Raw genomic sequence first — 21401 nt, 5'->3', positions numbered from 1 at the left:
ATTCTGATATTATAAAATTTTAATACTTAAACCTTTCAGCGTCTGCCAGCCTTCTTTATCCGTAAGTCTGATCATAAAATGATAATCTCCGGGATCAACATCGGCAGGAATTGAAATTTGTGCTGTTGCTTCATAACTTTTTACACCATCAGGAATAGTATAATTGTTGATGAAAAGCATTGGTTTTACCGGTTTTTTTACCGCTTCAGTTTCGCAGGTTGTTACTTCCGTGCTATGCGTATGATGATCGAAATTGTGATGAATATCAAGGCTGTAAGAACCCAAAGCCACATTGTCATTAAAAGCGGCTTTAAAAGTGATAGTTTGACCGCGCTCGATTGTACTGCACTGAATTGGAAAAGCGTTTGCCCCCGTTATATCAATTACAGGATATTCAGTATCGATTTCTGCATTATCGCTGGAGCAGGAAGAAATAAAAGCAAGAGCCAAAATGCCTAATAGAAACTTTATCTTTTTCATTTTTTTTGATTTTAATTAAAGAGAAAACGGAAGATCAACTGACTGAGAAAAATTGATATTGTATGTTGTGTTTTTATACAAAACCAGAAAAGTATAATCGCCGGCTGCCCAGGATTTGTTAGCGATTAAATCTTGCTGAACAGGAACATTATTATCTTTTGCAGCGCCAATTGTAAGCTTTGGAGTTTCTCTTAAAAACTTTGTACCATCCCAGGGAATGTTAGAAAACTGTCCGGCATCTGCCATATTTTTATGTTCGAAAACATCATAAACAATCACTTTGTTAAAATCAATTTGGTCGACACTTTCAGGATTGTGTTTCGCATTTTTATTAATCAAAAGCAGGTACATAATTCCGTCTCCTTTTACACCTTCGAGCGTAACTTGTGAACTGAAAATATCATTGTTTTTGTACTTCGCATCAGCATCAGGAAATTTTCCTTTTCTGTACATAAAAGCATCGTTGATAAAAACCGTAAAGACCGAAACAACAGGGTTTACAGGAATATTTTCGAGTTTGTAAATCGTTAGGTTTTTCTTTACCTCCAGCTTGGTTCCGTTCTGGTCGTTTACGATAATAATGAAATCGTATTTTCCTTCTGCAGCATCTTCGGGAATGTCAAAATGTTTGTGAACCGTTGCGTTTTTAGCATCGACATATTGCGTCCACGTAATTTCGTGAGACCAAGGTTTTGAATATGTTTCTGTGCTTTTTTGTACAATTTTCACCTGTACATCTTTTATTTTGTCGGCTGCAGTGATTTCGGCATTAAAATGAAAATCTGCACCAATAGTTGCGGTTTCATTATTACCAAGCCCCAATTCGATTTTGTCAATCGTCGGAATTGCTTTTTCTTGTTCCGAATCGTCGTTGCTGCAACCTGTAAAAGCAAGTATGGCAAAGACCGAAGCCAGAATTAGTTTTGTTGTTTTCATTTTTTCTGATTTGATTTTGATCATTTTTATAAAGAATTATTTGGGTTACAAAAGACAATGCCGACCGATTTTAAAATCAGGGAAAGCACGAAACAGCTTATTTCAAACCAAAACCTTTGATTGAGATCTAGCCTGAATGAAATAAACCAATAAAATGAAGTGAGTTTTTTTTGTGTGCGAAAGCAGAATTTCTACAGAAAAACTTTGGGGTTTTCTATATAAAAAGTGAACTAAAGCTGTAAAATAGACAACTAAAAATGAATAATTATTTAAAGATTCAAGATCAAATATGTCCAGAATTCTTCCAACAAAATGGTTGCAGAATAATCTGTTAAAGACAAATTTTTGAATTAAATAAAAATGCAGTTCAACTCCGAATCAGAAAATCGGAACACAAAAAAATACTAGATAGTAAAAGGCGGGGCTCGGAGTGAGAAAAGTGAGCCTTTAAAAAATACAAAATGTTGTTCGCTGTAAAAAATGATATGTTTTACAACAGAAACATTTTTATAAAATTGAAAAACATTGAATTCAAATGTACCAACGGCGCTGAATTTAAAATCACAGATCGAACATTTATGAAAAGAATGCAGTTTGGATTTAAACTGCGGTTTTTCAGAAACCGAATATTCTATTTTTTCCTTCGAAAGCTGTGTGTCAAGAATATGCTCATACGAATGCACGGCCGGAAACAGTATTGCAAACAATACGATAAACGGCATTAAAAGATTTATAATTTTAAATTTCTTTTTCATTCGTGAAGAGTTAACTTCCGTAAGTGGTATTTTATGCAATTAATGCACTATTGTTGCAAATATAGAAATCTTATTTATAAATGCAATGAAGTTGCGGTAATAGTTGCGAAAAATCATTGCTTTTGCTATTTTAGCCATTCATATATTCCTTCTAAAAATGAAAATTTTCTACCCCTTTCTTGCTTTTTTAATGGCAATTACGATTGGATTTTCTCAATCAAAAACAAAAGGAAATCTTGTTTTGGAAGAAGGTGTCTCAGAGCAATTGGCTCAATTTAGAAAACATCAAATTTCAGATCTCAAGTATGAACTTCTATTTGAAATTCCGAATAAGAAAAGTGAAGATATTGTTTCTAAGGTTAATGTAGATTTGTCTTTGTCAGATTTGAGTGAGCCGTTGTATTTAGATTTTAAAGAGAAAACTCAAAACATAAAAACAATTGAAGCCAACGGGAAAAACATTGCAATTATTCATGAAAAAGGACACATCGCAATTCCTGTTGAGAATTTGATTTTAGGAAAAAATAAAATTAAAATTTCGTTTATCGCAGGAAATTTATCTTTAAACAGAAATGATGATTTTCTATATACGCTGTTGGTTCCAGATCGCGCCAGTACTTTATTTCCCTGTTTTGATCAACCAGATTTAAAAGCGACTTATAGACTGACTCTACAGGTTCCTGTTGAATGGACCGTTCTTTCTGCTTCCCGAATTTTTGGAGTATATGAAATTGTGATTGATAATGTTTCTTATATGAGGTATGGCTTTGATGAATCGGATAAAATGAGTACGTATTTATTTTCTTTCGTAGCGGGAAAATTTAAAACTACTAAAAAGAAGTTCGGATTTAGCGAAATGAATTTTTTATATCGCGAGAATGATGAGAAAAAAATACAAAGCAGCACTGATACAATTTTCAATCTGCATCAACAATCATTAGATTTTTTAGAAAAATATACCAATTATAAATTCCCTTTCAAGAAGTTGGATTTTGCTTCAATTCCGGTTTTTCAATACGGCGGAATGGAACATGTAGGAGCGATTCAGTACAGAGAATCGACTTTGTTTTTGGACAACAGCGCAACAGATAGTGAAAAATTAAACCGAGCAAAACTTATTGCACACGAAACCTCACATATGTGGTTTGGCGATTTGGTAACGATGAAATGGTTTGATGATGTTTGGATGAAAGAAGTTTTTGCGAACTTCATGGCAGATAAAATTATGAATCCGATTTTTCCAAAAGTCAATCATAATTTACAGTTTTTCTCGGCGCATTATCCTAACGCTTACGCGGAAGACCGATCTTTGGGAACACATCCGATACGACAGCATTTAGCAAATTTAAAAAATGCAGGTTCACTTTACGGTGCCATGATTTACAACAAAGCACCAATTATGATGCGTCAGTTAGAAGCTTCGATGGGAAAGGAGGCTTTCCAGAAAGGAATTCAAAAATACATTGAGAAATACGCCAATGACAATGCCGATTGGAATAATTTGGTCGAAATTCTCGATGCCGAAACGCCTCTCGATATGAAGAAATGGAGTGAGGTTTGGGTAAACAAATCGGGAAGAACGATTTTCTTAGATAAAATAGAATACGATTCTAAAAACCGAATTAAAAAGTTCGAAATTCAACAGAAAGCAGAAGATAAATCAAATAATGTTTGGCCTCAGATTTTTCAAATTGGTTTCGTTTATACTAATGATGTAAAAGTACTGACGGCAAATATTTCAGATAAAAATTTAATTTTAAAAGAAGCTATTGGACTTGAAAAACCGCTTGCCATAATTTATAATTATAACGGTTTTGGATACGGAGTTTTTCCGCTTGACGGGAATAATTTGAATGCCATTTCAAGTTTAAAAGATGAGGTGGCAAGAGCTTCTGCATATAGTAATCTTTACGAAAATACCTTGATTGGAAATATTGCTCCAGACAAAGCTTTTGATTGTTTTTTTAAAGGAATTCAAACTGAAGAAAACGAATTGGTATTACGAATTGTGTCTAATAATTTGAATACCATTTATTGGAGATTCTTTGCTGAAAAGCAACAAAATAAAGTTCAGAAACAGCTTATTGATACTTTATTTAGCCGTTTGCAAACCAACTTATCAGCCAATATCAAAAAGACTTTATTCGGATTATTCAGTTCGATTGCGTATTCAGATTCGGCGAAAGCCAAATTGTACCAGATTTGGAATAAGGAAGTTATAATTCCGGGATTGAAATTGAACGAAGATGATTATACGAACATGGCGATGAATCTGGCGATTTTTAAACATGAAAAAGCCAATGAAATCTTAGAAAAAACCAGAACAACAATTACAAATCCGGACAAACAAAAACGATTTGAATTTTTGCTTCCGTCCTTATCAAATGACGAATCGGTTCGAAATACTTTTATTGAATCATTAAAAGACGATGCCAATCGCGAGAAAGAATCGTGGGTTTCGGTTGGGTTGTCGAATGTAAATCATCCGCTTCGTCAGGAAAGTGCGCAGAAGTATATTAGATTTTCATTAGATTTGGTAGACGAAATTCAGCGCACGGGAGATATTTTCTTTCCGAAAGACTGGTTAGATAATACTGTTGGGAAGTATTCGTCGAAATATGCTTTTGATGAAGTACAGCGTTTCTTAAAAGAAAATCCTAATTTTAGTCCAATTCTGAAGCGAAAATTATTAATGGCGACAGATTTGCTTTATAAAGCACAAAATATTAAAAAAGAAACCGAATGAAAATTGAATCGGAAATAGAGAAAGTCTCCAGTTTTCAGCATCTCGAAATGCTGGCAAATCAGGTTGTGGAAGGTTTTATATCGGGAATGCACAAGAGTCCGTTTCATGGATTTTCTGCCGAATTTGCCGAACACAAAGTTTATAACGCAGGCGAAAGCACCAAACATATCGACTGGAAATTGTTTGCCAAAACCGATCGTTTGTACACGAAACGTTTTGAGGAAGAAACCAATTTACGCTGTCATCTTATTGTAGATAATTCGTCGTCAATGCATTATCCTGAACTAAAATCGAATCAGCCTTTTTATGAAAAGAAAATTGGTTTTGCAGTTTTGGCTTCGGCAGTTTTAATGAATATTTTAAAGAAACAACGTGATGCAGTCGGCTTAAGCGTTTTTTCAGATAAATATGAATACTATGCGCCAGAAAAAGGAAGTGATCGTCATCATAGAATGCTTTTGAATAAGCTGGAGGAATTACTGCAACAGCCAAAAGTCAAAAAAACGACCGATACAATTACCTATCTGCACCAAATTGCAGAGAAAATGCACCGTCGTTCGATGATTATTTTGTTTACCGATATGTTTCAGACAGAAGATGATGAGAAATTGTTCAATGCTTTGCAACATTTAAAACATAACAAACACAAAGTAGTTTTGTTTCATGTAGTTGATAATGAAACAGAATTGAAATTTGATTTTGATAATGCACCAAGAAAGTTCATTGACTTAGAATCAGGCGAAGAAGTTTCGATTTTTGCTGATAATGTTAAAATAGAATATGAAAAAAGGGTAGAAGCTTACTTTAAAAACCTGGCTTTAACCTGTGCAAAGAACCAAATTAAGTACGTTCCGGTAAATGTTGGCGATAATTTTGAAAAAATATTGACTACTTATTTAGTTGAAAAACAAAACTTTGGATAATGTTTTTTGTAAAAATTAAATATTTTTTATAAAAACGCTTGCAGAAATGAAATTCTGTTATATCTTTGCAACCGCAATAACGCAGAGGTTTGGTAGTTCAGTTGGTTAGAATACATGCCTGTCACGCATGGGGTCGCGGGTTCGAGTCCCGTCCAGACCGCAATATTGGGAGAAGCCTTTCTTAACGGAAAGGCTTTTTTGCCCAAAAACGGTATCTAAGATTAGTTGTGTTGTTTTGCTACGACTTTGTAACTCGTAGCTGGTTTAGTAGTTAGACCAATGAAAAGCTTTCCACTTTTGTGGATGGCTTTTTTGATTTATAGCCTATCGGCAAATTCCAATTTTATCGTATAGTTTGTCATTTCGACCGAAGGGAGAAATCACACTAGGAACTCGACAAAGATTTAACCGCAAAGATCGCAAAGAATACGCAAAGATATTTTTTAAGAATGCAAAGTCCGCAAAGCTGTAATTTGATAAAGCTTTTGCTCCCGATAGCTATCGTGATTGCACTTTTTGTAGGTTAAATAAAAGAAAGTTCTTACTTTTTCATTAAAATCTAAACTTTTAAAATATTGGAATTTAATTAATTAAAAAATTATCAAAATTTTATTCGTAAAAACGCTTGCAGAAACGAAATTCTGTTGTATTTTTGCACCCACAATAACGCAGGGTTTGGTAGTTCAGTTGGTTAGAATACATGCCTGTCACGCATGGGGTCGCGGGTTCGAGTCCCGTCCAGACCGCCTAAGTTTGTAAAATGCCTCTCATTACGAGAGGCATTTTTTTTATAATTAAGTTTTGATTTATGTTTTACGTTTATATAATTTATTCTAAAACTTTTGATGTTTATTATAAAGGTTTTAGTGAAGATATTTCGCAAAGATTATTGTATCATAATGAAAATAAAAGCAGATATACAGCTAATAAAGGGCCATGGGAATTAGTTTATTCAAAATCATTTGAAACTAAAAAAGAAGCTTTGATTGAGGAATTGAGATTGAAAAAGCTAAATAGGAAATCCCTTGAGGCTTTAATTAATAATCAAAAGTAACAAAGGTTCAGTTGGTTAGGATACATGCCTGTCATCTCGTCTACGGACGAGACGGGTTCGAGTCCTCTCGTTTTCAAGAACGAGACCAAGTTTGTAAAATGCCTCTCATTACGAGAGGCATTTTTTTTTTGGATAAACTTTTGTGAGGTTTAACCACAAAGAACACTAAGGTTTACGCAAAGCGCGCTAATTTATTTTTAAATGATCGGCTAGTTTTGTCATTTCGACGAAGGAGAAATCACACACGAGATTCCATAAAGAAAATCGCCAATCTTTGGCGAGTTTCTAGTGTGATTTCTCCTTCGTCGAAATGACAAACTGTGTCGAGATTGGGATTTATTCCAATAGTTTAACAGCAAAGAACGTTAAGATTTTCGCAAAGTTTACACGTATAGCTTTGCGAACTTTGCGTTTATAAGCGTAATCCTAGAAAAAACCTTGCGTGCTTTGCGGTTAAAATTCTCCTATCTTTGATACTATGGAACAAAGTACATTCAAAGTAGACAAATATTATCTCAATAAAGTAGATGCCGATAAAAAAAGTATTTACTGTCATCATGATATAATGGGCGAATTGCTTGTTCCAACGCATAAACACAACAAAGCGCAAATGCTCTACGCGGAAGGCGATGTGGTTTTTGTGACTACTGAAACGAAATCGTATTTTCTGCCTGCAAGACATTTTATTTGGATTCCGGCTGGATTGGAACACAGCATCGAACCAAAGTCAGAACATGTGATGATGCGAAACCTCTATTTTCCGGTTGAAAAAGATGAAGATGAATTTTATAAAAGCGAAGGTATTTATCCGGTGAACAATTTACTGCTCCAAATGATGATGTTTACCAATCAGTGGAATGGTGATTTGAAAAAAAATACTCCAAATTTTGTGATTGCAAAAGCTATCAAAGCAATTCTTCCGCAAATATGCACTAATAATCTGCCTTTAGAATTGCCTCAGCCTAAAGATAAACGACTTGGAAAAATTCTTCGATACATTGAAAATAATCTGGGCGAAACGATTCTGTTTGCAGATGTGGCAAATGAATTTGGCTTTAGCGAACGCTCTTTGTATCGCTTGTTTCAGAAAGATCTCAAGATGTCATTTATTCAATATTATACCATTCGAAGAATTCTTAAAGCAATCGAACTTTTGCTAGAAAGAAAATTATCTGTTAAAGAAGTAGCTTTAGAAGTAGGTTATAATAGTGTTCCGACTTTCAGCAATACTTTTTTCAAGATTTTAGGTCAAAGACCTTCTGATTACTTAAATGGAGAGGAAATTTTGGAACGCGGAAAATGATTTTTGTTTCACGCAGATTTAAAATGATTTAAGCTGATTTGGCAGATTTTCTTTTATTCTATGCTAAAAAAATAGCTCTCGCAGATTCCGCAGATTTAGGAGATTTTTTGAAATGCTGAATGAATGTTTCACGCAGATTTGTACAGATTTAAGCAGATTGTGCAGATTTTTAAATTAATAATCTGCTCAATCTGCCAAATCTGCGAGAGAAAAAAAAAGAAATCTGTGCCCATCTGCTAAAATCTGTACAAATCTGCGTGAAATAACTTTTTTTCAACTGTCTGTTTTTCAATGTTTTAATATGGTTTTTTCTAGAAATGCAATTTTAACATTTGTCCGAAATGAATATGTTATTGACTTTTTAGAATCATCTGCCAATAAAAAAATGAAGGAACTTTGCCGCGTAAAATATTTATATATTCATGTTCCTTAAAATAGCAAACTCTAAAGAAGATTGTTTCCCCAGAAGCTTATTGATACTTTTAACTGCATTAGCATTCAATAACTTACAAGCTCAGGAAGTTCATACAGTTTCTTTACAAGAAGCGATGAAACTGGCGAAGGAAAACAACAAAAAAGTTCTAAAATCTCAACTGGAGATTACGCTCGCTGAGCAAAACATTAAAGAAAGAAAAGAACTCAGACTGCCGGATGTGCAATTAAATGGAATGTACTCCAGAATTACCAACATTACCGAATTTAAAGGAAGCAGTTTCTTAAAAGACAAAGAAGTAACGCCTGCAATTCCTGAAATCTACGAGGTAAATTCGACTTTTAAAATGCCAATTTACGTTGGAAACAAGATTAACAACGCGATTAAAATTGCGAATCAGGAAAACGAAATTGCCAAAATAAAATCGGAAAAAACAGAAAATGATATTGAGCTGGAAGTTGTGGCCAACTATCTGGCGATTTACAAAATGATGGAACTTCAAAAAATATTTGAAGAAAACATCAAAGAAGAAAAAAGCCGATTAAAAGAAGTGCAGTCGCTTCAAAAACACGGAACGGTAACTAAAAATGAAGTTATTCGTGCCGAATTACAGCTCTCAGATCGTGAGCTTAACGCGCTTACAAATTCTAAAAACATAAAAATAGCGCTTCATGATCTGAAGACTTTAATTCAGATTCCGGAAAATGAAGAAATTGCTATCGATACGACTTCAAATCTGGATGAAACGAATGGTTTAGATCCTTATGATTTTTATTTGAATAAGGCAATGCAGAATGAAGAAATGCGAATGGCAAGTCAGGAACTAAACATTAGTAAGACTGAACTGCAATTGGTAAAAGGGAATTATCTGCCAAGTGTAAATTTCTTTGGGAATTATGGATTTTATTATCCAAACTACAAATTCTTTCCGCCCAATCCGTATTTGTACACTTTAGGTCAGGTAGGAATCGAGGCGCGTTTTGATCTTTCGGCTTTGTATAAAAACAAAACCAAAATGGCAAAAGCCAATACCAGAATCGATGTGCAGGAAATGCAGGCTGAAATTATAAAAGAAGAAATTCAGGATCAGTTGTACAAAGAACACACACAATATCAGGAAATCCTTGAAAAGTTTGTCGTTGTGGACAAGGCCCTGGATTTAGCCGAAGAAAACTACCGAATCGTAAAACTGAAATACTTAAACCAGCTGGTTTTAATTACCGAAATGGTCGATGCTGATAATGCTTTGCTGCAGGCGAAATATAATAAAATTTCTACCCGATTAGATGCGGTTCTTAAACATTATGAGATGATGCACACGGCGGGGATTATGCCTAATGCAGGAAGTTAAATGTGAAAAGTTAGAAGAAAGAAGCAAGAGGAAAGACTTGATAGAAGAAAGAAGCAAGAGAAAAGACTTAAAAAACTAAGATAAAGAGATAGAAGATGGTTAAGATAAAAAATGAAACTAGTACAAACAGATCGTTTCATATACTAATAACAGTTATTGCGTGCGGGCTTGTGGTAAGCGGTCTTATTTTAGGGATTTGGTTTTATGTATTTAATCGAAACCACGAAGAAACCAATGACGCTCAGGTAGAACAATACGTTACGCCAATTATGTCCAGAATTACGGGTTATGTGCAGGAAGTTCGTTTTGAAGAAAACCAGTTTGTACATAAAGGCGATACTCTGGTGGTAATTGATAACAGAGAATATCAGTCGAAACTAAATGTGGCTCTGGCTGATGTTCAAAACGCAAAACAAAACAGTGTAGTTGCCGAGAAAAACGCTATAAATACAGCAAGTGCAACAGCAATAAATGAAGCACAGTTAGAGGCTGCAAAATCGAATCTTTGGAAAACCAAACTCGAATACGAACGATATAAAGCTTTGGTAAAAGAAGAAGCGGCGACTTCGCAGCAATTAGAAAAAGTCAAAGCCGAGTATGAATTGGCTCAGGCGCATTTTCAGGAAATGAAAAACAGAATTCATTCATCTGCATTAAGTACTTCTGCTGCTCAGGCCAATGTGCCTGCAACGCAAACGAATATTGCATCAAGACAGGCTGCTGCTGATAATGCCGCTTTGTTTCTTTCGTACACAATTATCACGGCTCCTTACGACGGCTGGGTTGGAAAAAGAACTTTACAGCCGGGACAAATGGTGAAAGAAGGCCAGTCGCTGCTCTCCATTGTAAGCAAAGAAAAGTGGGTTACAGCCAATTTTAAAGAAACGCAGCTGCAGTATTTAACCGTTGGTCAGGAAGTCGAAATTAAAGCCGATGCCGTAAGCGATAAAGTTTTTACAGGCACAGTTGCTTCGTTATCGCCTGCGAGCGGCGCGAGATTTTCACTTCTTCCTCCTGATAATGCAACCGGAAATTTTATAAAAATCGAACAGCGAATTCCGGTGCGAATTCTGTTAAAAGGCAATGACAAACAAACCGATTTTTTAAGAGCAGGAATGAACATTACCGTTGTTGCTGCACACGAATAAAATGGAAGATATAAGTATATTTAAATCCTGGGTTCCAAAATGGGCGATCATTATTATTTTGTTCGTCTGTCTTTTACATTCCATGATTTTATTGGGCGTTTATACATCAAACGTAACCTATGCGGCAAGTTTTCTGGACGTCGAGCCGGAGGATCTTCAGTATGCCATGTGTGTAACGTACGGAACGCTCCTTGGAACTATTTTAATAGAAAGCCGGTTTTCGAGTTTCTTTCCGGCCAAAAATTACCTCATGGCAGTTTATTCCTTAATAGGGATTACAATTGTGTCATCGGCTTATATTACCAATTTTGCTGTTTTTTTATTAATGCGTGTTGTAGAGGGGATCCTTATGGCACTTCCGGTAATCACGATAAGACAGCTGCTTATAGAACAGTTTAATTCTAAAAACGCCATTATCATTGGTTTTTCATTTTATTATGGCTCGTTGTTGTTGTCCACGCCGTTTATTATGAATATTGCTGTTTGGTTTCTGGATCATTACGACTGGAAATACATGTTGTATGTTTCTGGAATGCTTCAGGTTCTCAATGTTTTTTTAATCTTAGTTACTTTTAGAGGGCACCGCATAACAAAGAAAATTCCTTTGTATCAAATCGACTGGATGAGTTATTTTTTGGTTTTAACCTCGATTCTCTGCGGTGCCTACTTTTTTGTTTATGCCGAAAAAAAATACTGGTTCGACTCTGCCGAAATGGTTTTCATGCTTGCCTTTTCGATGGTTACCGGCGGTTTATTCATCTTTAAAGAACTTTTGGTAAAAAGACCAAGTTTTAACTTTGACGTTTTTAAATACGCCAACCTACGCATTGGTTTTGTATTGTTTTTCCTTTTCTATATAAGCAGGGCAACGCTCAGTCTTTGTCATTCGACGATGTATTCGATCTGGAACTGGGATCCTTCGCGCGTTGCGGGCGTGCAGTACATTAATGCTTTAGGAAACGTGATTGGACTTGTTTTGGCTGCTTTTTTTCTGATGAAATCAGTATCGACCAAAGTTATTTTCATGATTGGTTTTACGCTTATTGCGGTATTCCATTTTTGGTTCACCTTTCTTTTTGTGCCCGATGTGGCACTGAGCGATATTGTGATTCCTTATACCTTGCAAGGAATTGGCGTTGGATTTTTATTCGTTCCCTTAATTCTGTTTACCACATCATCGGTTCCGGCAAAAATGGCGGTTTCGTCTGGAATTGTTGGCGTTTCGGGGCGTTTTTGGGGAAGTACAATTGGTTTTTGCGTTATGCAGAATGCAATGGTATTCCTGAGTAAAAAACACTTCCTGAAATTGAGCCAATTCGTAACCGGCGAAAATCCCGAAGCTCAGGAAACAATCACTAAAACCACACAAAGTTTTATTGCTAAAGGATATTCTGCAGATAATGCGAGTGTTCTGGCTATGAAAAAGATCTTCGGCACCGTGACCAAACAATCCGCCCTGTTGGCCGATATGGAAATTTATACCATCGTAGGGTACGGTTTAGTGGTTTTGATAATTCTAATTGCATGTAATCAGCATTTAAGACATACGGCAAATTTCTTTAAAAAGAAAAAACTCTGGATTAGTTAAAAGGATTGGTTTCACACGGATTTTTAACAGAAGATTTTTTTCTCTCGCAGATTTGGCAGGTTTAACGGATTATGTATGCTTATAATTAAAATTAATCTTGAAAAATTTCTTTGTTTAACTTTTCCTGTAGTTATCGGGATAATAAGATTAAAAGGATTTTGTTTCACGCAGATTTTGCAGATTTAAGCAGATTTATTTTTAAGATTTTAAGAATAAATAATCTGCGTATATCTGCTAAAATCTTTTTTAAATCTGCGTGAAACAAAAAACTCAGCGACTCTGCGAGATTCAAAAAAAACTCAGCGAATCTCTGTGTAATTCGTCACAGATTAGAGAATTTCTTTTGTAGTAATTAATTAAAATCCTGTTTTATGATCTCTTCTACTTTTCGGTTTTCTTTATCGTAAAGTAAGGTTAAGTTTTTTTCAAAAGCAGGACTTATGATGTTTACATACCAATCGATTTTGATGGATTTAATGTTTTCGCTTAATCTGCTGATAAATTGAAACCATCCCCAGGTCGATTCAGAAATGGTGAATTTGTTTGAATCCTGAGTATAAACGTCAATACAAATTTCGTCTTCGGTTAATAAATCTGTTTTATAAGCAAAAACGGTTTTAATTTCGTTCCATCTGTATGTTTTAGAATGATTTTCATCAGCGATGGTAAAACTGTCTTCGTTGTATGTAAATATTCCTAAATCGTTTTGATTTTCTACGGTCTGCAAAGAAATTATTTCTTTTCCTAATGTTGAATTTGGAGAAACAAACAAGTTTTTTGGGTTTAAAAATCTAATAAGAACAAAGAATCCTCCCCCTCCAAATAAAATTAATGGAAACCAAAAACGAATTTCATTCACTTTTCCTGTCCATAAAACCATGAAAGTGAATAAGAAACAGATAATAATCAAAATGATTTGTTTGGTTTTGCTTTCCCAAATAACATTTTTGTCTTTGTGTTTTATTTTTTCCATGATAATGTACAATCTGTAAAAACAAAGTTATAATATCTTATTTTCTTAAACGCCTAAATTTTACAAACCGTATAAATGATCGTATCTTGCACCCGTTTAAAAAATAAAATAATAATATGAGCCAGCAATGTGTGATTTTTGATATGGACGGCGTGATTTGTCACACCAATCCGCATCATGTAGTAGCTTTCGAGGCATTTTTCGATAAATATAAAATTCCGTACACCAATCAAGAATTTGAAGAACATATGTACGGAAAACACAATAGTTATATCATGTCACATTTCTTTAAGCGTTCTATCGAAGGAGAAGAATTAATCAAGCTTGAAGACGAAAAAGAAGGAATGTTTCGTGAGATTTACAAAGACAAAGTCGAAACGATTCCGCATTATATGCAGTTTTTGGAAGAACTAAAATCCCGCGGATTCAAAACAGCCGTTGCAACATCGGCACCGCGTGCCAATCTCGATTTGATTGCTAATTTCCTGAAACTCGACCAAAAAATGGATTCGATGATGTCTAGCGAAGATGTTACGTTTCATAAACCAAATCCCGAAGTATATTTAAAATCGGCAGAGCGTGTTGGCGTTTCGCCATCTGACTGTGTGGTTTTCGAAGATTCTTTTTCGGGAGTTTCGGCAGGATTAAATGCAGGAATGAAAGTTGTAGGTGTTTTAAGTACGCATACAAAAGAACAGCTTCCGCCTTGTGATTTTTATATCAACGATTACAGCGAAGTAAATGTGGATAAGATTCTTGAGCTTTTAGGTAAAAAGTAATTAGTGATTAGTGAAAAGTAATTAGTGAAAAGTAATTAGTGAAAAGTAATTGGTGAAAAGTGATTGGACTTTGCGATTCCGCGCCTTTGCGAGAGATTTTAAAGTTATAACCACAAAGTTTGTCATTCTGAGGAACGAAGAATCTCACTCGAAACTCTGCAACAGTTTTGGCAGATAGTTGCCGCAAAGTTGTCATTTCGAGGAACGAGAAATTTCTGCAAGCAGCTCCGCATCGTAACCATAAAGTTTGTCATTTCGAGGAACGAAGAATCACACTCGAAACTCCGCAGCAGTTTTGGAAGATAGTTTCCGTAAAGTTGTCATTTCGAGGAACGAGAAATCTCCGCAAGTAACTCCATAACAGTTTTCAATAACTGAAGTCACAAAGTTTTGTCATTTCGAGGAACGAAAATCGCACTAGAAACTCCGCAACAGTACGTGAATCCCGCGTGGGATTTCTCCTTACGTCGAAATGACAAACTAAATGTTTAAATATGAAGTTTTATAAATTGCCTCCTGCTTTAGCTGGAGGTTTTTTTTATGATTTTAGGGAATGGCTTTAGCCGAAGTTTAATTTTCTATATGGAAAAAATAATTAAAGTTGAAGGCATATATGGGTTCAAATGAAATTTAGTTCTAATGATTTTTGCGATATTTTAAATCTAAAATTATGAGTACAAATCATCTTTCAGAAGAACTTGAAACGAGATTAAAAGGTTTCTTTACAAAAGTAATTGACCCAAAAGATATGGCGAAAACAATAAGAGAAGTTAATTATGCGCTTTCATTAAGCTCAATGCGCGGGTGCGAAACTTTAGAATCTGAAATAAATCATATCGATGATGATTTTTATTGGCTAAATAGATTGGCAGAAGTTTTAGATCCTTATTTAGATATTGATATTGAATAAAGAAATTGAGTTTTAATCGTAGTTCATTTCGACGGAGGAGAAATCTTCGCAAGTAACTAAGTGCCGAAATTCCAATCTTTGTGGAGTTTCTCGTGAAGATTTCTCTATACGTCAAAATGACAATATTGGAGATTTTGTGGTAATAATTATGCTTATTGTGTGGATGTTTGTTTAAGCAAGAAAATACACCAAAAACAAAAAAGCTTCTGAAAAATCTTCAGAAGCTTCTTTTTAGTGCGGATAATAGGACTCGAACCTACACGCCTTGCGGCACCAGATCCTAAGTCTGGCACGTCTACCAATTTCGCCATATCCGCGGTAATTGTGGGTGCAAAGATAAGCATACTTTTGAATAATCAAAGCATTTTTTGAAAATTTTTTTTAATTCTCTTTTTTGTACTTTTGGTTTTCTATAAAAATTATTTAAATGGAAAATATTAAGTCCTACGTTCAACAACATAAAGATCGGTTTATCAATGAATTGATCGAATTATTAAAAATTCCGTCGGTTAGTGCCGACACTGCATATTCTCAAGACGTAATCGACACGGCAGAAGCTGTAAAAGAAAGTTTATCTAAAGCGGGCTGCGATTTAGTTGAAATTTGTGATACTCCAGGTTACCCAATTATTTATGGAGAAAAAATAATAGACCCAAATCTTCCAACGGTTTTAGTTTACGGACACTACGATGTACAACCGCCGGATCCGTTAGAATTATGGACTTCGCCGCCATTTGAGCCGGTTATAAAAACTACTGATATTCACCCCGAAGGTGCCATTTTTGCCCGCGGTGCCTGCGACGACAAAGGACAAATGTTCATGCACGTAAAAGCGCTTGAATATATGGTACAGAACAATGAACTGCCTTGTAACGTAAAATTCATGATCGAAGGTGAGGAAGAAGTAGGTTCTGCAAGTTTGGCGTGGTTCGTAGAACGCAATCAGGAAAAACTAAAAAATGATGTTATCCTTATTTCAGATACCGGAATGATTTCAAACCAGCAGCCGTCTATCACGACAGGTTTAAGAGGTTTAAGTTATGTTGAGGTAGAAGTTACAGGCCCAAACCGTGATTTGCATTCTGGTTTATACGGAGGTGCTGTGGCGAACCCAATTAATGTTCTGGCAAAAATGATTGCTTCTCTTCACGACGAAAACAATCATATTACGATTCCGGGATTCTACGATAAGGTTCAGGAATTATCGACAGAAGAAAGAGCCGAAATGGCAAAAGCGCCTTTTAGCTTAGAAAAATATAAAAATGCTCTAAACATCGCCGATGTTTATGGTGAAAAAGGATATGTAACAAACGAAAGAAACTCAATTCGTCCAACATTAGACGTAAACGGAATCTGGGGCGGTTACACAGGAGAAGGTGCTAAAACGGTTATTGCGAGCAAAGCTTTTGCAAAAATCTCTATGCGTTTGGTTCCTAATCAGGATTGGGAAGAGATTACAGAACTTTTTACAAAACACTTTACAAGTATTGCTCCGGCGGGAGTTACCGTAAAAGTAACGCCTCATCATGGCGGACAAGGTTATGTTACGCCAATTGACAGCGTAGGGTATCAGGCGGCTAACAAAGCATATACGCAGACTTTTGGAGTTCCGGCAATTCCGGTTCGTTCAGGAGGAAGTATTCCTATTGTAGCCTTGTTTGAGAAGGAATTAAAAAGTAAAACAATCTTAATGGGATTCGGATTAGACAGCGATGCAATTCACTCTCCAAACGAACATTTCGGGATTTTTAATTACTTAAAAGGTATTGAGACAATTCCGTTGTTTTATAAGTACTTTGTGGAATTGAGTAAATAAGTTTTACCACGAAGGAATAAAGCACAAAGATTTTAAATTTTGAAGCTTTGTCAAAGTTCTAAACTTTAACCAAGCTGACTTTATAGAAAATCCGTTCAGAAATGAGCGGATTTTTTTTGCCTGGTTGTTATCCTAACAGGTTTTTAAAACCTGTTAGGTATTTAAGTCCCCAAAATAAATATTCTAATAAGCCGGGAATTATTTTGGCTAAAGCCGAAAGTAATTCATGTACTTTAAAATCCATAAAGAAGGGAAAACCTTTACCACTTTGTTTCTATGTCTCTCTGTCACTTTAGAAAAAAAAACAAAAAATCCGCTTCTTGAAACAGAAGCGGAAAATTCAACTAAAAAAATTCTAAAAATAAAATTGTGATCCGGACTAAAATAAATCCGGGTTATATCCAAAATAAGGCATGGTTTGTTCGTTAAAAATTACACCATACTCTTCTAATTCTTTTAATATTGGGTTGTAAACCTCTTTTCGTATCGGAAGCTGAACGCCCGGAGTTGTGATTTTTCCGTTCAGGATAAGCAAAGTCGCTATTGCAACCGGAAGTCCGACTGTTTTTGCCATTGCCGTATAGGTTTGATCATCGCCAATGCAGACCATTTTTGAGTCTATTTGTTTCTTTTCGCCGTTTAGTTCGTAACCAAATTTATGATACATCACGATCATGTCTTTATCTTCCGGTTCCAGAGTCCAGCTGTCGGTTAAGATTTTTTCTAAAATTTGAGCCGGAGTTGCGTTTGGAAGATTTACTATTTTGTTGGGGTTAAATAAATCCAGCTCCAAAAGTTTGTCCCACATAATATCGTCCTGATCGATTTTTAAAATTAAGCGCGTTTTAATTTCGACAGAATCAGTTGGGTGATAGGGCAGAAATGAATTTGTAAACTGGCGATAGCTCATCGTTTCAGAATCTTCCATGATATAGCTGTCATCAGTCATGCCCAGCTGAACAAACATATTCCACGCGCGTGAAAAACCAACCCTGCGAATGGTTCCTCTATATAATGTAAGAACATCGTCTAAACCATAAACCGACCTGTATTTAAGTGAATCACGGTTTGAATACGCTTCGAATTTTCCGTAACCTTCGACTTCAAGAAATTCCGTTCTTCTAAACAAAGCGCTGTACGGAATATATTTATAAGTGCCTTCCTGAATAAATTTGGCTGCACCGCCTTGTCCGGCAAGAACCACGTTTCTTGGCGCCCAGGTAAATTTATAATTCCACAAATTGGTATCGTATTCCGGAGCGACCAAACCGCCGCAAAACGATTCAAAAAGAAGCATATTACCGCCTTTTGAACGGATTTCGTCAATTACTTTCATGGCACTCATGTGGTCTATTCCGGGATCAAGACCTATTTCGTTCATGAAGATGAGGTTGTGCTGCTTTGCTTCTTCATCAAGAGCCTGCATGGCATCACTTATATAAGAAGCTGTTACGAGATGTTTTTTAAACAAAAGACAGTCTTTTGCAATTTCGATATGCAAATGTGCCGGAAGCATCGAAATTACGATAGAAGCTTTTGAAATTGCGGTTTGTCTTTCTTCTTTATTAAAAATATCTAAAGCAATAGGAGTTGCGTTGGGATGTTTCTGCGTTTTTTTCTCGGCTAGAGCCAAAGATAAATCGGCAACAACAAGATGGAGGTTTTCACTTTCTGATTTGGCAAGCAGATACCGTATCAAGGAAGATGCAGATCTTCCTGCTCCAATTATTAAAACGCTTCTCATAATTTAAGTATTTAACACAAACATACTAAAATGTTATAATTATAACAAATTAAATTATTGAAATGATTATTTTTTTCTGTGATTTTTACTTGAAAAAGAATGTTTTTTTCCTGAAATATTTTTAAAAAACGCAAATGAAAATTGACTGCGATACCGTATTTTTGTTTAAATTTTAAAGTTAAGAAAACATGAAAAGAAGAATAGTTTTAACTGGAACTTTTATAGGAATGCTGGCCATTATATTAGGTGCTTTTGGCGCGCATCTTCTAAAAAAATATTTAACGGTTGATGAATTAAATACTTTTGAGGTAGGAGTACGTTATCAAATGTACCATGCTTTGTTTCTTCTTTTCCTTTCTACACGCAAAGAAATTGCCGAAAAAACAGTAAAAACAATCTACAATTTAGTAGTTGCCGGAGTGGTTCTTTTTAGCGGATCGATCTATTTATTGTCTACAAAAAGCCTGACGTTATTCGATTTTAAATTTATCGTATTCGCAACACCTTTGGGCGGATTCCTATTAATTATTGGCTGGGCGGTATTATTTCTTTCGATTTTGAGGAAAAAATCATAAAATCCCGAAAAAAAAATTCTGTCTAAAAATTAATCTTTAATTTTGTCTCATAATTAACATATAAGGTTACTTATGTGAATTTTTATTGCTTTTTATCTCCTTTGATAAAAAATATAACAATTTGCAAACTTGAGGTTTACGCTTCAAATAGAGTAAAATTATATTTTGTTGCACCTAAAAAATAACACAACAACATTAAAATTTATGGACAATAATATCCTATTTGCGCAATCGATTTCGCTAAAAGAATTAGGAATAGAAAATGCAACGGTTCGCTGCCAGTTATCACCAGAAGAATTACACGCGATTACTGTGCAGTCAGGACAAGGTGTTGAGGCCTCTACAGGTGCTTTGGCAATTAATACAGGTGAATTTACAGGACGGTCTCCACAAGATCGTTTTATTGTAAAAGATAAAATTACAGAAGATAAAGTTTGGTGGGGAAATGTTAATATCCCGTTTGATCCGGAAGCTTTTGAGAAATTATATAATAAGGTAACAGCATTTTTATCCAACAAAGAAGTTTTTGTTCGCGATTCTTATGTTTGTTCTGATAAAAATTACAAATTAAATGTTCGCGTTGTAACAGAGACTGCATGGTCAAACTTATTTTGTTACAATATGTTTTTAAGACCGGAAGAGTCTGAACTGGCAAATTTTGCTCCGGACTGGACAGTGATTTGCGCTCCAAGTTTTATGGCTGATCCTGCTGTAGACGGAACGCGCCAGTCTAATTTTGCTATTCTGGATTTTACCAGAAAAGTAGCTTTAATAGGCGGGACGGGTTATACAGGAGAAATGAAAAAAGGAATTTTCTCTGCTTTGAACTTCATTTTACCGGTTTTCGAAAATACACTGCCAATGCATTGCAGTGCCAATGTGGGTAAAGACGGCGATACAGCAATCTTTTTTGGACTTTCGGGAACAGGAAAAACAACTTTATCTGCAGATCCGGAACGTAAATTAATTGGAGACGACGAACACGGATGGACTGCAGAAAATACCGTTTTCAACTTCGAAGGAGGCTGTTACGCTAAAGTAATCAACTTAACCGAAGAGAATGAACCGGATATTTTTAGAGCGATCAAAAAAGGAGCGCTTTTAGAAAATGTGGTTTTTAAAGCGGGAACAAATGAGGTGGATTATGATGATGTTTCGATTACTCAAAATACACGTGTAAGTTATCCAATAACACATATCGATAATATTCAGCCGGGTTCTATTGGACATAATCCTAAGAATATCTTTTTCTTAACGGCAGATTCTTTTGGAATCCTGCCTCCAATTTCAAAATTGACACCAGGTCAGGCAGCTTACCATTTTATCTCAGGATATACTGCAAAAGTTGCCGGAACAGAAGCAGGAGTTACTGAGCCGCAACCAAACTTTTCGGCTTGTTTTGGAGCACCGTTTATGCCTTTGCATCCAACAAAATATGCTGAAATGTTAAGCAAAAAAATGAAAGATGCAGGTGTAAAAGTGTGGTTAATCAACACCGGATGGACAGGCGGTGCATATGGAACAGGAAGCCGTATGAAGCTTAAATATACCCGTGCGATGATTACCGCTGCATTAAACGGTGAACTGGATAATGTAGAATACGAAAATCACACAGTATTTGGAATTGCAAAACCACAATCTTGTCCGAATGTTCCAAGTGAAATTTTAAATCCTAGAAATACCTGGGAAGACAGAGAATTATATGATATAAAAGCGTTGGAATTAGCTAAGAAGTTCAAAGCTAATTTCGCGAAGTTTGAAGAGTTTGCAAATGCTGAAATCCTGGCAGGAGCACCAATTACAGAATAAAAGGGATTAATTCAAAACAAAAAAGCTGTTCATATACATGAACAGCTTTTTTTTGTCTGGTTGACAATCGCAGCTAAA

The 21401-nt window shown here is 35.5% G+C and carries 17 protein-coding genes and 3 tRNA genes; 14 read left to right on the top strand and 6 right to left on the bottom strand.

Annotated features, from left to right (window positions below; translation table 11 throughout):
- Positions 1-9 precede the first annotated feature (9 nt).
- The 3 genes from OZP11_RS13085 to OZP11_RS13075 form a co-directional block, all read right to left on the bottom strand.
- Positions 10-480: a DUF4625 domain-containing protein gene (locus tag OZP11_RS13085; RefSeq protein WP_281231007.1), complete on the bottom strand. Its 471-nt coding sequence runs from the start codon at positions 478-480 to the stop codon at positions 10-12.
- A gap of 15 nt (positions 481-495) precedes the next feature.
- Complete coding sequence (locus tag OZP11_RS13080) at positions 496-1416, bottom strand: DUF4625 domain-containing protein (RefSeq protein WP_281231006.1); 921 nt, start codon at positions 1414-1416, stop codon at positions 496-498.
- A 404-nt stretch (positions 1417-1820) separates the two neighbouring features.
- Positions 1821-2171, bottom strand: a complete 351-nt coding sequence (locus tag OZP11_RS13075; RefSeq protein ID WP_281231005.1) for a hypothetical protein — start codon at positions 2169-2171, stop codon at positions 1821-1823.
- A gap of 157 nt (positions 2172-2328) precedes the next feature.
- Between OZP11_RS13075 and OZP11_RS13070 the strand changes: the two genes are divergently transcribed.
- From OZP11_RS13070 to OZP11_RS13030, 9 genes are all read left to right on the top strand, one after another.
- Entirely contained in the window at positions 2329-4917 is a 2589-nt protein-coding gene (locus OZP11_RS13070; protein ID WP_281231004.1) for a M1 family aminopeptidase, read from the top strand.
- Positions 4914-5840 carry a DUF58 domain-containing protein gene (locus tag OZP11_RS13065; protein WP_281231003.1) on the top strand — a complete coding sequence of 309 codons (927 nt, stop codon included), beginning with the start codon at positions 4914-4916 and terminating at the stop codon, positions 5838-5840. The genes OZP11_RS13070 and OZP11_RS13065 overlap by 4 nt, the downstream gene beginning before the upstream one ends.
- 86 nt (positions 5841-5926) lie before the next feature.
- Positions 5927-6000: transfer RNA gene (locus OZP11_RS13060), tRNA-Asp, on the top strand.
- Between the two features lie 512 nt (positions 6001-6512).
- Positions 6513-6586 (top strand) — tRNA-Asp (locus OZP11_RS13055).
- A 62-nt stretch (positions 6587-6648) separates the two neighbouring features.
- Positions 6649-6894, top strand: coding sequence for a GIY-YIG nuclease family protein (locus tag OZP11_RS13050; protein WP_281231002.1), 246 nt, complete (start codon positions 6649-6651; stop codon positions 6892-6894).
- Between the two features lie 478 nt (positions 6895-7372).
- A complete protein-coding gene (locus OZP11_RS13045) occupies positions 7373-8197 on the top strand; it encodes a helix-turn-helix transcriptional regulator (protein WP_281231001.1) in 825 nt (274 codons plus the stop codon).
- Between the two features lie 422 nt (positions 8198-8619).
- Positions 8620-9981: a TolC family protein gene (locus OZP11_RS13040; RefSeq protein ID WP_281231000.1), complete on the top strand. Its 1362-nt coding sequence runs from the start codon at positions 8620-8622 to the stop codon at positions 9979-9981.
- A gap of 95 nt (positions 9982-10076) precedes the next feature.
- A complete protein-coding gene (locus OZP11_RS13035) occupies positions 10077-11129 on the top strand; it encodes an HlyD family secretion protein (RefSeq protein ID WP_281230999.1) in 1053 nt (350 codons plus the stop codon).
- Position 11130: 1 nt separating this feature from the next.
- Positions 11131-12717, top strand: a complete 1587-nt coding sequence (locus OZP11_RS13030) for an efflux MFS transporter permease (RefSeq protein ID WP_281230998.1) — start codon at positions 11131-11133, stop codon at positions 12715-12717.
- Between the two features lie 352 nt (positions 12718-13069).
- Here the strand turns inward: OZP11_RS13030 and OZP11_RS13025 are convergent, their stop codons facing one another.
- Positions 13070-13690: a hypothetical protein gene (locus OZP11_RS13025; RefSeq protein ID WP_281230997.1), complete on the bottom strand. Its 621-nt coding sequence runs from the start codon at positions 13688-13690 to the stop codon at positions 13070-13072.
- 116 nt (positions 13691-13806) lie between these two features.
- Here OZP11_RS13025 and OZP11_RS13020 point away from each other — a divergent pair, with 116 nt between their 5' ends.
- Both OZP11_RS13020 and OZP11_RS13015 read left to right on the top strand, forming a co-directional pair.
- The gene (locus OZP11_RS13020) at positions 13807-14469 is read left to right on the top strand and encodes an HAD family hydrolase (RefSeq protein WP_281230996.1); all 663 of its coding nucleotides are present in this window, start codon (positions 13807-13809) and stop codon (positions 14467-14469) included.
- A gap of 670 nt (positions 14470-15139) precedes the next feature.
- Positions 15140-15379, top strand: coding sequence for a hypothetical protein (locus tag OZP11_RS13015; protein WP_281230995.1), 240 nt, complete (start codon positions 15140-15142; stop codon positions 15377-15379).
- Between the two features lie 235 nt (positions 15380-15614).
- Here OZP11_RS13015 and OZP11_RS13010 read toward each other — a convergent pair.
- Positions 15615-15696 (bottom strand) — tRNA-Leu (locus OZP11_RS13010).
- Between the two features lie 110 nt (positions 15697-15806).
- Here OZP11_RS13010 and OZP11_RS13005 point away from each other — a divergent pair.
- The gene (locus OZP11_RS13005; protein WP_281230994.1) at positions 15807-17195 is read left to right on the top strand and encodes a dipeptidase; all 1389 of its coding nucleotides are present in this window, start codon (positions 15807-15809) and stop codon (positions 17193-17195) included.
- Between the two features lie 379 nt (positions 17196-17574).
- Here OZP11_RS13005 and OZP11_RS13000 read toward each other — a convergent pair whose 3' ends face one another.
- On the bottom strand, positions 17575-18939 hold the full coding sequence (locus OZP11_RS13000; protein WP_281230993.1) for a saccharopine dehydrogenase family protein: 1365 nt from the start codon (positions 18937-18939) through the stop codon (positions 17575-17577).
- 188 nt (positions 18940-19127) lie between these two features.
- Here OZP11_RS13000 and OZP11_RS12995 point away from each other — a divergent pair, with 188 nt between their 5' ends.
- Positions 19128-19514, top strand: coding sequence for a DUF423 domain-containing protein (locus tag OZP11_RS12995; RefSeq protein WP_281230992.1), 387 nt, complete (start codon positions 19128-19130; stop codon positions 19512-19514).
- Positions 19515-19718: 204 nt separating this feature from the next.
- Positions 19719-21323 (top strand): phosphoenolpyruvate carboxykinase (ATP), encoded by a 1605-nt coding sequence (gene pckA, locus OZP11_RS12990; RefSeq protein ID WP_281230991.1) that lies wholly within the window; start codon positions 19719-19721, stop codon positions 21321-21323.
- The last annotated feature ends 78 nt before the right edge of the window (positions 21324-21401 follow it).

It is taken from the genome of Flavobacterium gelatinilyticum, assembly GCF_027111295.1.
GTDB lineage: Bacteria > Bacteroidota > Bacteroidia > Flavobacteriales > Flavobacteriaceae > Flavobacterium > Flavobacterium gelatinilyticum.
Note: the sequence above shows the minus strand (reverse complement) of the source record. Positions and strands in the feature narration are given on the sequence as shown.